The organism is Bradyrhizobium sp. HKCCYLRH1030, from assembly GCF_051168395.1.
In the GTDB taxonomy this organism is placed as follows: domain Bacteria; phylum Pseudomonadota; class Alphaproteobacteria; order Rhizobiales; family Xanthobacteraceae; genus Bradyrhizobium.
The window spans coordinates 240,231-253,487 of record NZ_JBNPUY010000004.1 but is presented as its reverse complement, the minus strand read 5'-3'; the positions used below and the strand labels follow the sequence as shown (position 1 = coordinate 253,487).

Sequence of the window (13,257 nt, the reverse complement as noted above, 5' to 3'; positions counted from 1 at the left end):
ACGCCGGCACTCGGCTCTGGACTTGCCCTGTCGAAGGAGATGAGCGCACGATGTGGGCTTCGATCATATCGGAATGGCTGAGCCTGATCTTCCGCTGGCTGCACGTGATCGCCGCCGTCGCCTGGATCGGCAGCTCGTTCTACTTCATTGCGCTCGACCTCGGCCTGAGGCCGCGCGAGGGCCTGCCGACCGGCGTGATGGGCGAGGCCTGGCAGGTGCATGGCGGCGGCTTCTACCACATCGTCAAATATCTGGTGGCCCCGGCGCAGATGCCGAGCGAGCTGACCTGGTTCAAATGGGAGGCCTACACCACTTGGCTGTCCGGCTTCGTGCTGATGATCGTGGTGTACTATCTCAACGCCGACCTGTTCCTGGTGGACAAGTCGATCCTCGATCTCACGCCCCTTCAGGCCGGCCTGTTCAGCTTCGGCTCGCTGGCGCTGGCGTGGCTGCTCTACGAGGCCGCCTGCCGCAGCGGCCTTGCCCGGCACGAACTGCCATTCGCGATCGGCGGCTACATCTTCCTCGTCGCGCTCACCTACGCCTTCACCCACGTGCTGAGCGGCCGCGGCGCCTTCAACCAGATCGGCGCCATCATCGGCACCATCATGGTAGCCAACGTGTTCGCGGTGATCATCCCCAACCAGAAGAAGATCGTCGCCGCGCTGCTCGCCGGCGAGGCGCCGGATCCCAAGCTTGGCAAGGCCGGCAAGGAGCGCTCGGTCCACAACAACTATCTGACCCTGCCGGTGGTGGTGCTGATGATCAGCAATCACTATCCGCTCTTGTTCGGCACCCGCTACAATTGGGTGATCGTCGCCATCGTGCTCGCGCTCGGACCCGTCATCCGGCATTTCTTCAACGAGCGTCACAAGGGCAACCCGTCGCCATGGTGGGTGTGGGGCGTCGCCGCCGCCGGCATGATCGGCATCCTGCTGCTGTCCGCGGCCGGCCCACGCGACGCCAAGGTCGCCGCAACGGCACAGCCGAGTTTCGCGCAGGTCGAGGAGATCGTGACCTCCCGCTGCAGCATGTGCCATGCCGCCGAGCCGGTGTGGGACGGCATCGTCAGCGCGCCCCGGGGCGTGCGGCTCGACACCGCCGAGCACATCCAGCGCAATGCGCGGCTGATCGCGCGCAACGCGGCGTGGTCGAGCGCCATGCCGCCCGGCAACATCACCGAGATCACCGGCGAGGAGCGCGCCGTGCTCGCGGCGTGGGCCAGCGCGCAGTAGCAGCACGTCTGCCGATCGTCTTGCTGGCCATCTCAAACAGCCGGTCTCGTCGGGTACTGATGCGCAGAAACGCATTTGATCCGTTACTCGGAGAGATGACGCGGCTTCGCGTTGCCGCGACGCGATGCGCCCGGATCGTGCGATATCTCGGCCCTCATCGTAACGAGAGGGCGCAGGGAAGGCCGGACCTCGGCGACGATGGATGCTCGCTTCGGTTCCCCACGACGAATGCGCGAAGCCGGCACAAGGACAACCGGATCTTCGCAACGCGGAGTTGAACTGCGACGCGTGCGACGACGATTGAGCTGGAGCACATCCGATTGTCGTCATGACCTTGCGGCAAAATTTACCACCCATTGGGACGCGGCTTGGCGGCAGAAAACATGGCGCTAGAGTGGCGCCCACAATCAGCTACCAGCGAAACGCCCCATCATGTCGATCTCCGTCAAAGGCCGACTGGCCATTGTCGCGCTCATCGCGCTTGCCTGCTTCGCAAGCTCGGTGCTGAAGCTCTATCTGGGGCTGCTGTGCATCTCGCTGCTCTTGAGCTTTGCCGTGGTCGGCGTCGTGGCCCGGCTGGTCGAAGGGATCGCCATCAGGCGCGACCGGAGCAGCGAGCGGCGGCTGGCACGCCGTCGCGATCGCTCCGCTCTCATCGACGAGCCGCAGCCGGTGTCGATGACGACGATGGATCATGTCGACACGCCTTCGCCGGCGGGCCCCGTGCGATGAGCGGTATGCGTACGTCCGCGCCGGCCTCGTCGTTCCGCCTGATCGTCAGCATCGTCGCCAGCGCCGAACGACGTCTACGGTCATCGATCCACCGTCTCGCGATCGCGCGCTGAAGGACTGCGATTATCGCACATCGGAGAATGGCAAATGGCGCTACGAGCTCGACCGTTGGAACGTCGACGACCGGATCGTCCTTCCGGCCCAGCCGATCGCGGACACGGCGACGCCGCGCACAGTGGCGATGCATCGGAAGAGCAGCGCGTGGCCGTTCAGATAGCCGCCCTGATCGCATCGATACGCCGCCTGTACCTCATGCCTTCGTCCGCTTCCGCTTCGCCTCGAGAGCGTTCAGATAGGTAGCCATCATCTCCGGCAACGCGGCGACCACGACGTCGCGACTGCGCGGATCCTGCTCGCGCGTGAACAGCAGGGTGCCGAGCACGACGGCATCGAGCGTAGTGGCCGCCTGTTTGCCCAGTTCGTCGCCAAGCCTGGCGCGCATGACGCGGTCGATGACGGCCCTGAACTCGGCATGCACGGTCTGGTCGTGCAGATCGAGCGTCGCCAGCGCATCGGGATTGCGGACGAAGTAGCGGATCGCCCAGCCGATCAGTTGCTCGATGACCTCTGCGGGCGCCAACGCTGCCCATTCCGCATCGCTCCGCTGCAGCACGCGATCGAATGCCGGCTGCAGCTCGGCATCGTGACGTTCGGCGAGCGCATCCAGCATCTGATCCTTGTCACGGAAGAAGTGATAGACCGAGCCGATCGAGGCGCCGGCGCGCTGGGCCGCGGCATGCATGCTGACGGCACCAATCCCGGACTCGGCGATGATGGCGGCTGCGGCGTCGAGCAGCTGCTCGCGCCGCTCACGGCCCCGCGCCTGGCGCGGCGCACGTGATGTCGTGCGCGCGGGGTCATTCAGGTCAGTCGCAGCTTTGCGTCGCACGTTCGCGTCATGCCTTGGCTCACCGCGGCGGCAGCGATGGCCGATGTCCCAACGGGAGCGCCCGGCAACCCACACAGGGGGAATTCGAAACCGCCACGAGAATGTTACTAGACGAATTATTCTAGATTTGATTGTCTAATTCACGCACTGTCAAGAGGATGGTGTTCAACTTTCGCGTGAACCTTGCCTGCAACGGCGGGCGGCTGCGCGGGTTCTGCGCGCTGCTGACGACCAACAGGCGCTTTCCGGTCCTTGCGTGCTTGCGCGGCAGGATGGGAATGATCGCCACCACCCAACCGGGCCGAAGATACGACCATGTCTCCAATCACAGGATTCCCCTTCCTTCGGGCGCCGGGCTCACGCCTGCTGGCCGCGGCCGGCTGTGCTGCCGTCGGCCTGCTGCTGGCCGGCTGCGAGCAGAAAACGGCCGCAACCGCACCGCCGTCCCGGCTGGTGCGAACCGAGGTGGTCAAGCTGTCGGAGCGCCGGCAATCGATCACGCTGACCGGCGACGTCCAGGCGCGCGTGCTCGCCGACCTGTCGTTCAGGGTCAGCGGCCGCGTCACGGAGCGCCTCGTCGAGGTCGGCGCGCACGTCAAGGCCGGACAGTTGCTCGCCAGGATCGATCCGGCCGAGCAGCAGGCCGACCTGGATTCCGCCGAGGCCGCCGTGACCGCCGCGGAGTCGCAGGTGAAGGTCGCGACCTCCAACTTCAATCGGCAGCAGACGCTGCTCTCGAGCGGCTTCACGACGCGCGCCACCTTCGACCAGGCCCAGGAGACGCTGCGGACGGCGGAAGGCTCGCTGGAATCCGCCAAGGCCCAGCGCGACACCGCCAAGGACGCGCTCACCTTCACCGAGTTGCGCGCCGACGCCGACGGCACGATCACCGCGCGCAATATCGAGGTCGGCCAGGTGGCGCAGGCGGCGCAGTCCGTGTTCACGCTCGCGCGTGACGGCGATCGCGATGCCGTGGTCGACGTCTACGAGGCGGCGCTGTCGTTGAAGTTCGACGGCACCAAGGCCGCGATTGCGCTGCTCTCGGATCCCTCGGTGACGGCCAAGGGTCAAGTGCGCGAAGTCTCGCCGACCATCGATCCCAAATCCGGGACCGTCCGTGTCAAGATGGCAATCGAAAATCCGCCGCCCGAGATGATCCTCGGCAGCGCCGTCAGCGTCACCGGCTTCATCAAGCCGGAGCAACGCATTGTGCTGCCCTGGAGCGCGCTCACCGCGGCCGGCAAGAAACCGGCGGTGTGGCTGGTCGATGCCGCCGACAAGACCGTGTCGCTGAAGCCGATCACGATCGAGGACTACGAGACCGGCGCGATCGTGGTGTCGGCCGGGCTGCAACCGGGTGACCGCGTCGTGACCGATGGCGGCAAGCTGCTCAGCGTCGGCCAACAGATCGTATTCAACGAGGAGAAGCGGTCGTGATGACGCCCATGCGTTGTGTTCTTCCGCTCGGCGCGCTCGCTCTGCTCGCCGGCTGCAACGAAAAGGCCGCCGCTCCCGAGCCGGTCCGGCCGGTGCTGTCGATGAAGATCGAGCCGCAGGCGGCCAACGGCTCGGCCGTCACCGGCACGATCGAGCCGCGCTACAAGGCCGATCTCAGTTTCCGCGTGCTCGGACGGCTGATCGCCCGGCCCGTCTATGTCGGCGACATGGTCAAGCAGGACCAGGTCGTCGCGGCGATCGATCCCGCCGCGCTCGAGCTCGCCGTGCGTGCCTCGGCCGCCGAGGTCTCGCGCAGCCAGGCACAACTGACCAATGCGACCGGCACCGAGGGCCGGCAGCGCACCCTGCTGGAAACCGACGCCACCACCAAGGCGACCTTGGAGAGCGCCGAGCAGTCGCGCGCGGCCGCCCAGGCCTCCGTCGTCAAGGCGCAGTCCAATCTCGCCAAGGCGCGTGAGCAGCTCGGCTACGCCCAGCTCAAGGCGGATTTCGCCGGCATCGTCACCGCCGTCGGCGCGGAGGTCGGCCAGGTCGTCTCGCCGGGACAGAGCGTCGTCACGGTGGCGCGGCCCGACATCCGCGAGGCCGTGATCGATGTCGGCGACGACATCGCCGGGGCCTTGCAGGCCGGCACGCCGTTCACCGTGCGGCTACAGGTGGATCCCAGCGTCAGCGCCGCCGGCAAGGTGCGCGAGATCGCGCCGCGCGCCGACGCCACCACGCGCACGCGCCGCATCCGCATCACGCTCGACAATCCGCCCGAGATCATGCGGCTCGGCACCACGGTGACCGCCTCGCTCGATATCGAGCAGAAGACCGTCATCCGGCTGCCGCGCTCGGCTGTGCTCGAGCAGAACGACAAGAGCTTCGTCTGGCTGGTCGACGCTACCAGCAAGACGGTGAAGCGACAGGAAATCACGATCGCCCGCAACGAGGACGGCAGCGTCCGCGTCACCGGCGGCCTCGAAGCCGGGCAGCGCGTCGTCACCGCCGGCGTGCACAGTCTCAAGGATGGCCAGTCCGTCCGCATCGATCAGGAATCTCAACCGTGAAGTCCTTCAACCTCTCCGACTGGGCGCTCGAGCACCGCTCGCTCGTCTGGTATTTCATGATCGCTTTCATGGCTGCGGGCCTCTTCTCCTACGTGCATCTCGGCCGCGAGGAGGATCCGTCCTTCACGATCAAGACGATGCTGATCCAGGCCAAATGGCCCGGCGCCTCCGCCGAGGAGATGACGCGCCAGGTCACCGACCGCATCGAGAAGAAGCTGGAGGAGCTGCCGGCGCTCGACTACACCAAGAGCCTGACGGTGCCCGGCCAGACCACCGTGTTCGTCAATCTGCGCGACACCACCAAGGCACGCGACGTCGTCCCGACCTGGCTGCAGGTGCGCAACCTGATCAACGACATCAGGGGCGACTTCCCGTCCGGCGTCGTCGGGCCGGGATTCAACGACCGCTTCGGTGACGTGTTCGGCAACATCTACGCCTTCACCAGCGACGGCCTCAGCCAGCGCCAGCTGCGCGACCGCGTCGAGGAGGTTCGCGCCAAGGTGCTGACCGTGCCCAATGTCGGCCGCGTCGACATCGTCGGCGCGCAGAACGAGGTGATCTATCTCGAATTCTCGCCGCGCAAGGTGGCCGCGCTCGGCATCGACCAGCGCACCATCCTGACGGCGCTCCAGGCGCAGAATGCGGTGTCGCCGTCCGGCGTGCTGCAGGCCGGCCCCGAGCGCGTCGCCGTACGCGTCTCCGGCCAGTTCACCTCCGAGGAGAGTCTCAAGGCGATCAACCTGCGCATCAACGACCGCTTCTTCCCGCTCACCGACGTCGCCACCATCACCCGCGGCTATGAGGACCCGCCGACGTCGCTGTTCCGCTTCAACGGCCAGCCGGCGATCGGGCTTGCCATCGGCATGAAGGCCGGCGCCAATCTGCTCGATTTCGGCGAGGCGCTGAAGGAGGAGATGACCAAGGTCATCGCCGACCTGCCGGTCGGCGTCGGCGTGCATCTCGTCTCGGACCAGCCCAAGATCGTCGAGGAAGCCGTCGGCGGCTTCACCAAGGCGCTCTATGAGGCCGTGATCATCGTGCTCGCGATCAGCTTCGTCAGCCTCGGCGTCCGCGCCGGCCTCGTGGTCGCGATCTCGATCCCGCTGGTGCTCGCCATCACCTTCCTGTTCATGGCCTACACCGGCATCTCGCTGCAGCGCATCTCGCTGGGCGCGCTGATCATCGCGCTCGGCCTCTTGGTCGACGACGCCATGATCGCGGTCGAGATGATGGTGGCGCGGCTCGAGGTCGGCGACTCCTTGCGCAAGGCCGCAACCTACGTCTACACCTCGACCGCCTTCCCGATGTTGACGGGCACGCTGGTGACGGTCGCGGGCTTCATTCCGATTGGCCTCAACAACAGCGCCGCCGGCGAGTTCACCTTCACGCTGTTCGTCGTGATCGCGGTGTCGCTGGTCGTGTCCTGGATCGTCGCCGTGCTGTTCGCGCCGCTGCTCGGCGTCACCATCCTGCCCGCGACCTTGCCGAGTCACCATGCCGAGGGCGGCCGGCTGACGCGGATCTTCCGCGCCATGCTCAATGCCTGCATGCGGAACCGCTGGACCACGATCGTCGCCACGGTCCTGATCTTCGGGCTGTCGGTGTTCGGCATGCGCTTCGTGCAGCAGCAGTTCTTCCCCTCCTCCGACCGTACCGAGTTGGTGATCGACTTCAACCTGCCGCAGAACTCCTCGATCGCCGAGACCAACGCGCAGATGGCGCAGTTCGAGCAGGAGGCGCTGAAGGGCAATCCCGACATCGACCATTGGTCGACCTATGTCGGCTCCGGCGCCCAGCGCTTCGTGCTGTCGTTCGACGTGCAGCCGGCCGACGTGTCGTTCGGCCAGATCATCATCGTCACCAGGAGCCTCGAGGCGCGCGACCGCGCCCGCGCCAAGCTGCAGGCCTATCTGACCAAGACGTTCCCCGGCACCGACGCCTATGTGCATCTGCTCGACATCGGCCCGCCGGTCGGCCGCCCGGTGCAGTATCGCGTCAGCGGGCCCGATGTCGCCAAGGTGCGCGAGATCGCGCAGGAATTGGCCGGCGTCCTGCGCGGCAACAGCCATCTCGGGGCGGTCATCTTCGACTGGATGGAGCCGGCGCGCGTCGTGAAGGTCGACGTGCTGCAGGACAAGGCGCGCCAGCTCGGCGTCACCTCGGAGGACATCGCGAATGCGCTGAACAGCGTGCTCGACGGCACCTCGATCACCCAGGTGCGCGACGACATCTATCTGATCGACGTACGCGGCCGCGCCCAGGCCAAGGAACGGCAGTCGCTGGAGACCTTGCGCGACCTGCAGCTCTCCGGATCCAACGGCCAGTCGATCCCGCTCGCGGCGCTCGCGACCCTGCGCTACCAGATCGAGCAGCCGGAAATCTGGCGCCGCTCGCGCCTGCCGACGCTGACCTTGAAGGCCAGCGTGATCGATCAGGTGCAGCCGAACACGGTGGTCGATCAGCTCAAGCCGGCTATCACGGCCTTCGACGCCAAGCTTCCAGCCGGCTACAAGGTCGTCACCGGCGGCAGCGTCGAGGAGAGCGCCAAGAGCCAGGCGCCGATCATCGCGGTCGTCCCGATCATGCTGTTCACCATGGCCACCATCCTGATGCTGCAGCTGCAGAGCTTCCAGCGGCTGTTCCTGGTGTTCGCGGTGGCCCCGCTGGCCTTGATCGGCGTCGTCGCAGCACTGCTGCCGAGCGGCGCGCCGCTGGGCTTCGTCGCCATCCTCGGCGTGCTCGCGCTGATCGGCATCCTGATCAGAAACTCGGTGATCCTGATCGTGCAGATCGAGCATCTGCGCGAAGAAGGACGGCCGCCGTGGGAGGCCGTGATGGAGGCGACCGAGCACCGCATGCGGCCGATCATGCTGACGGCGGCCGCGGCCTCGCTGGCGCTGATCCCGATCGCGCGCGAAGTGTTCTGGGGTCCGATGGCCTATGCGATGATGGGCGGCATCATCGTCGGCACCGTGCTGACCTTGCTGTTCCTGCCGGCGCTCTACGTCGCCTGGTTCCGCATCAAGGCGCCGGACACGACGGCGACGTCCGAGGCCACGCCGCACGGGGCGTGAATCGCGGATAATTGCGTGGGATAAGCCGTTCGCGTGGGTTAAACGCCACGCGGCGGCCGGTTAGATTCGGCTTTCATGGAAGGAAGCGAATCATGACCGATCCTCAGATCGTCTGCCCCTCCTGCCGCACCGAGATCAAGCTGACCGAGCAGCTCGCAGCGCCCCTGATCGCGGAGACGCGCCGGCAGTTCGAGAGGCAGCTCCAGGCGAAAGAAGCCGATTTCGGCCGCCGCGAGGCGCAGCTCAAGGCCGCGCAGGAGCAGATCGCGCAGGCCAAGGCTGCGATCGACCAGCAGGTCGCCACCAAGCTGAAGGCCGAACGCGCTGCGATCGCGCAGGCCGAGGCCGAGAAGGCACGACAGGCGGTGGCCGACGAGATGGGCAACCGCGATCGCCAGCTCGCCGAGCTGCACGAGGCCATCGTCAGCAAGGACGCCAAGCTGGCGGATGCGCAGAAGGCGCAGGCGGAGATGATGCGCAAGCAGCGTGAGCTCGACGAGGCCCGCCGCGAGCTCGATCTCACCATCGAGACCAAGGTGCAGGAAAATCTCGTCGCGGTGCGCGACAAGGCGCGGCTCGAGGCGGAGGAGTCTCTGAAGGCCAAGGTCGCCGAGAAGGAGACCCAGATCGCAGGCATGCAGCGCCAGATCGAGGAGCTTCGCCGCAAGGCCGAGCAGGGCTCGCAGCAGCTGCAGGGCGAGGCACTGGAGATCGAGCTGGAGTCACAACTGCGCGCGCGCTTTCCCCGCGACCTGGTCGAGCCGGTTCCGAAGGGCGAGTTCGGCGGCGACGTGATCCATCGCGTGGTCGGCCCCGGTGGCCAGGCCTGCGGCGCGATCCTGTGGGAATCCAAGCGCACCAAGAACTGGAGCGATGGCTGGCTGGTGAAGCTGCGCGACGACCTGCGCGCCGCCAAGGCCGACATCGCGCTGATCGTCTCGAGCGCGCTGCCCAAGGGGGTCGACGGCTTCGACCTGATCGACGGCGTCTGGGTCGCCGAGCCGCGCTTCGCGCTGCCACTGTCGCTGGCACTGCGGCAGTCGCTGATCGACGTCGCCTGCAGCAAGCTCGCGCAGGAGGGCCAGCAGACCAAGATGGAGATGGTCTACGCCTATCTCACGGGGCCCCGCTTCCGCCACCGCATCGACGCCATCGTCGAGCGCTTCACCGAGATGCAGTCGGATCTCGACCGCGAGCGCAAGACCATGATGCGGCTGTGGGCCAAGCGCGAGGAGCAACTGCGCAGCGTGCTGGATTCGACGGCGGGCCTGTATGGCGACCTGCAGGGCATCGCCGGCCGCGCGATGCAGGAGATCGAGAGCCTCGACGTGCTGCTGATCGAGGGCAAGAGCGAGGCGGCGGAGTAGCGCACACCGGCCGCCGCCCCGCTCCGAGGTGTGCCAGCACCAGCAGCGCGTTTATGCTTTCCGACGCGGCCGCGTCTCGCATTCCCATGGCGGCATGCGGATGCAGATGACCGCTACTGCTTCGCGATCTGCGTGCTCGCCTGTGCGTCTCTTGGCACAGCGCCCTTGTCGACCCATTCCGGCGGTGCGCCCAGACGGTTGGCGACCATGCCGATGACCCCGGGATCCCTGCCGAACGCCTCGCACGCCGCGTTCTTCGGCTTGCCGCCGAGCGCCGCGCCGATCCGTTCGATCGACGGCAGCTTCGGCACCTTGCCGAAGGGCGTCTCGCCGGTCACCAGCATCTGGCCGAAATCGGCGCTGAACGAACCTGCCAAATCATAGGCATCGCCGGCCTGCGACAGCACCGGCGAGTTGGTGAACGAATTGGCGCCGCGCGCCCATACCATTGCGGCCTGCTGCCGGCCCTTGCGGTCGAGCGCCTCAGCCTCGATCGTGAGACTGCCGAGCCCGATCGGCAGCCGCGGCACCGGAACGGGAACGCCGAGCGCGCCCGGCACGGCCGACACGACCTTCGACGCACCGGCGGCGACCGGATCGGTCGGCGTCGCCTGGGTGATGAAGGTGCGCGTCGTCAGATCGGCCCTCTGATTGGGCGCCACGACCGTGAAGCGTTCGCTCAGGTTGAGACACAGCGCGCGGTCGACGGCATTGGCGACGAGCTGCCGCTGCTGGTCCGTCAGCACCGCGCCGGCCTGGCCCGAGAAGGATGTCGGCATGATACGCACGGTCTGGGCCGCGAGCACATTGTCCTTGTCGACGTTGAGCTGCGACTTGGCGAGCAGGCCGTTCGATTCCGCCAGCGACTGATAGGATGCGAGCGCGCCGCTCTGCGTCATCTGCGCCGTGGCGCAGCCCGACAGGCCGAGCGCCGCGCACAGCATCATCAGGCGGATGGTGGCGGGGGTACAGGATCTCACGAAAGCCGCGACGTCGATCTCGACCATGCTTCTCCCGCCTCACGCCCACGATGATCGCCCTCTCGCGGGCGGCGCATCCTTCTCCGAGATTTCGGACGGCGTGGGGCGGAAGAATGGAGAGATGTTTCGAAACGGCACCAACAAGGGAGACGGTGTGGCGAGCGCGGCTCGCTCCGGCGCCATTATGGCCGAGAGAAGACGGTTCACCCCACCAGCTTGTCCAGCGTGATCGGCAAATCCCGTATGCGCCTTCCGGTGGCGTGATAGACCGCGTTGGCGATCGCCGCGGCGACGCCGACGATGCCGATCTCGCCGACGCCCTTGATGCCCATCTTGTTGATGATGCGATCCTCCTCGTCGACGAAGATCACCTTGATGTCGTGAACGTCGGCATTCACCGGCATGTGATATTCGGCGATGTTGGCGTTCATGATGCGCCCGAACCGCTGGTCGATCTGGGCTTCTTCGTGCAACGCCATGCCGATGCCCATGACGACCCCGCCCATGATCTGGCTCGAAGCCGTCTTGGTGTTGAGGATGCGCCCGGCGGCGACGGCATTGACGATACGCGTCACCCTGACGACGCCGAGCTCCTCGTCGACCTTCACTTCCGCAAAGATGGCCGAATGCGTGTTATGCGCGTGCTTCTCGTCGTCCTCGAACTCCGAGCCGCGTTCCTTCTCAATCCGGTCCATGCCGCCATGGCGCATGACGTCGGCCATGGGCACCGAACGACTGCGATCTGCGATGGCCACGATCGCGCCGTCCGCGAGCGTCACCTCCTCAGCCCCAAGCCCCTGCAACGGCGAGCCCGGGATGGTGTGCGCGATCTTCAGCAGCTCCGCCCGGATATCATCGGCGGCGTTGACGATCGCATGCGAGATCGAGGCTGCGGTCCACGAACCTCCCTCCACCGGCGCCTTCGGCAGCGTGGAGTCGCCCAGCTTCACATTGATGCTGTCGAGCGGCACGCCGAGCATGTCGGCGGCGACCTGCGCCATGATCGTGTAGGTGCCGGTGCCGATATCGGAGGTCGCGCTCGCCACCTCGACATGTCCATTCGCCGTCATCACGATCCGCGTCGCGAACGGCATCTGCAGTGCCTCCCAGGCGCCGCTCGCCATGCCCCAGCCGACGAGTTCTCGGCCATCACGCATCGACCGCGGCTCGGGATTGCGCTTCGACCAGCCGAACGCCTCGGCGCCCTGCTGATAGCACTCCTTCAGCCGCTTGCTGGAGAACGGCAGATCCTTGTCCTGATCCCGATCAGAATAGCAGCGCAGGCGCAATGCGAGAGGATCCATCTTCAGCGCGACGGCGAGCTCGTCCATCGCGCATTCCAGCCCGTAGACGCCACTGGCGGCGCCGGGCGCGCGCATGTCGCCGGGCGTCGGCACATCGAGCTTGGCGAGGCGGTGCGTCGCGCGCGAAGTGGCGGAGGTGTAGAGCACATCGCCCCAGCCGATGTCGTTGCGCGAGAACGCCTCGTGCTGCGAGGTCATCGCAACGGCCTCGTGCGTCAGCGCCGCCAGCGTGCCGTCCTCACGGGCGCCGACCGCCAGCCGCTCGATCGTCGCAGGGCGATAGCACAGGCCATACATCTGGGCGCGGCTGAGCACGACGCGCACCGCGCGCTTCAGCTTCAGCGCGGCCATGGCGGCGAGCACCACCTGGTATTGCGGCCGCAGGCCGGAGCCGAACGCGCCGCCGACGAACGGCGACATCACCTGGACGTCGTCCTCCTTCAGCTGGAACACGCTGCAGACGTAGCGCTGCACATTCTGCACGCCCTGGGTCTTGTCGTAGACCACGAGCTTGCCGCCCTCGCGCCAGAGCACTGTCGACGCGTAGAGCTCCATCGGGTTGTGATATTCGATCGGGACGCCATAGTCGGCATCGTGACGCACGGCTGCGCCGGCAAGCGCCTTTGTCGCGTCGCCGCGCGGCTTGAGCGGCTTGTCGACCTTGAAAGCCTGCTCGCGCCGCGCATGCAGGTCGGTCGCGAAGCTCTCGGCCAGATACTCTACCGCGACCAGCGTCGCCGCGAAACGCGCGGTGCCCTCGTCCTCGGCGACGACCAGCGCCACCGGCTGATAGTTGAAATGCACCCGGTCGTCATAGAGCGGACGATAGGGCGAGCCGTCCTCCGGCGCGACCTCGTCGCGATAATCGTCATCCTTGTCCGCCATCCTGACCCGGTTGGCGTGGGTCAGCACGTCGAGGACGCCGTCGACAGCCAGGGCGCGGCTGGTATCGATGCGCACGATCCGCCCCTTCGGAATGGTGGAATTGACCACGACGCCGAAGGCGAGATCGGGCGCGGTGAACTCAGCGGCATATTTGGCGACACCGGTGACCTTGGCGCGGCCGTCGATGCGGGAGGTGGCTGTGCCGATGCGAGCTGTCATGA

9 protein-coding genes are annotated in these 13,257 nt (G+C 66.7%); 6 read left to right on the top strand and 3 right to left on the bottom strand.

The annotated features are described in order from the left end of the window. The first annotated feature begins 50 nt into the window (after positions 1–50). The gene (locus ACQR1E_RS14265) at positions 51–1,235 is read left to right on the top strand and encodes a urate hydroxylase PuuD (protein ID WP_315750267.1); all 1,185 of its coding nucleotides are present in this window, start codon (positions 51–53) and stop codon (positions 1,233–1,235) included. 432 nt (positions 1,236–1,667) lie between these two features. After that, positions 1,668–1,967 carry a hypothetical protein gene (locus tag ACQR1E_RS14260; protein ID WP_315717796.1) on the top strand — a complete coding sequence of 100 codons (300 nt, stop codon included), beginning with the start codon at positions 1,668–1,670 and terminating at the stop codon, positions 1,965–1,967. Between the two features lie 310 nt (positions 1,968–2,277). On the opposite strand, the gene ACQR1E_RS14255 is transcribed toward ACQR1E_RS14260, so the two are convergent. Continuing rightward, on the bottom strand, positions 2,278–2,916 hold the full coding sequence (locus ACQR1E_RS14255) for a TetR/AcrR family transcriptional regulator (protein WP_315717797.1): 639 nt from the start codon (positions 2,914–2,916) through the stop codon (positions 2,278–2,280). A gap of 315 nt (positions 2,917–3,231) precedes the next feature. Here ACQR1E_RS14255 and ACQR1E_RS14250 point away from each other — a divergent pair, with 315 nt between their 5' ends. The 4 genes from ACQR1E_RS14250 to ACQR1E_RS14235 all read left to right on the top strand — a co-directional run bounded on the left by ACQR1E_RS14250 (position 3,232) and on the right by ACQR1E_RS14235 (position 9,867). Then, on the top strand, positions 3,232–4,353 hold the full coding sequence (locus ACQR1E_RS14250; protein ID WP_315717798.1) for an efflux RND transporter periplasmic adaptor subunit: 1,122 nt from the start codon (positions 3,232–3,234) through the stop codon (positions 4,351–4,353). Beyond that, positions 4,353–5,426, top strand: a complete 1,074-nt coding sequence (locus tag ACQR1E_RS14245; protein ID WP_315717859.1) for an efflux RND transporter periplasmic adaptor subunit — start codon at positions 4,353–4,355, stop codon at positions 5,424–5,426. Before ACQR1E_RS14250 ends, ACQR1E_RS14245 begins: the two co-directional genes overlap by 1 nt. Beyond that, complete coding sequence (locus tag ACQR1E_RS14240; protein WP_315717799.1) at positions 5,423–8,500, top strand: efflux RND transporter permease subunit; 3,078 nt, start codon at positions 5,423–5,425, stop codon at positions 8,498–8,500. Before ACQR1E_RS14245 ends, ACQR1E_RS14240 begins: the two co-directional genes overlap by 4 nt. A gap of 92 nt (positions 8,501–8,592) precedes the next feature. Beyond that, positions 8,593–9,867, top strand: coding sequence for a DUF2130 domain-containing protein (locus tag ACQR1E_RS14235; protein WP_315717800.1), 1,275 nt, complete (start codon positions 8,593–8,595; stop codon positions 9,865–9,867). A 113-nt stretch (positions 9,868–9,980) separates the two neighbouring features. On the opposite strand, the gene ACQR1E_RS14230 is transcribed toward ACQR1E_RS14235, so the two are convergent. Both ACQR1E_RS14230 and ACQR1E_RS14225 read right to left on the bottom strand, forming a co-directional pair. After that, positions 9,981–10,874: a DUF3313 domain-containing protein gene (locus tag ACQR1E_RS14230; protein WP_409977982.1), complete on the bottom strand. Its 894-nt coding sequence runs from the start codon at positions 10,872–10,874 to the stop codon at positions 9,981–9,983. A 176-nt stretch (positions 10,875–11,050) separates the two neighbouring features. Beyond that, a complete protein-coding gene (locus tag ACQR1E_RS14225) occupies positions 11,051–13,255 on the bottom strand; it encodes a xanthine dehydrogenase family protein molybdopterin-binding subunit (RefSeq protein ID WP_316167597.1) in 2,205 nt (734 codons plus the stop codon). Positions 13,256–13,257 lie beyond the last annotated feature (2 nt).

Excerpts from the sequence above, each read along its gene's own strand:
- ACQR1E_RS14265 (WP_315750267.1), top strand. The coding sequence starts at position 51 with ATGTGGGCTTCGATCATATCGGAATGGCTGAGCCTGATCTTCCGCTGG.
- ACQR1E_RS14260 (WP_315717796.1), top strand. The coding sequence starts at position 1,668 with ATGTCGATCTCCGTCAAAGGCCGACTGGCCATTGTCGCGCTCATCGCG.
- ACQR1E_RS14250 (WP_315717798.1), top strand. The coding sequence starts at position 3,232 with ATGTCTCCAATCACAGGATTCCCCTTCCTTCGGGCGCCGGGCTCACGC.
- ACQR1E_RS14245 (WP_315717859.1), top strand. The coding sequence starts at position 4,353 with ATGACGCCCATGCGTTGTGTTCTTCCGCTCGGCGCGCTCGCTCTGCTC.
- ACQR1E_RS14235 (WP_315717800.1), top strand. The coding sequence starts at position 8,593 with ATGACCGATCCTCAGATCGTCTGCCCCTCCTGCCGCACCGAGATCAAG.
- ACQR1E_RS14230 (WP_409977982.1), bottom strand. The coding sequence starts at position 10,874 with ATGGTCGAGATCGACGTCGCGGCTTTCGTGAGATCCTGTACCCCCGCC.
- ACQR1E_RS14225 (WP_316167597.1), bottom strand. The coding sequence starts at position 13,255 with ATGACAGCTCGCATCGGCACAGCCACCTCCCGCATCGACGGCCGCGCC.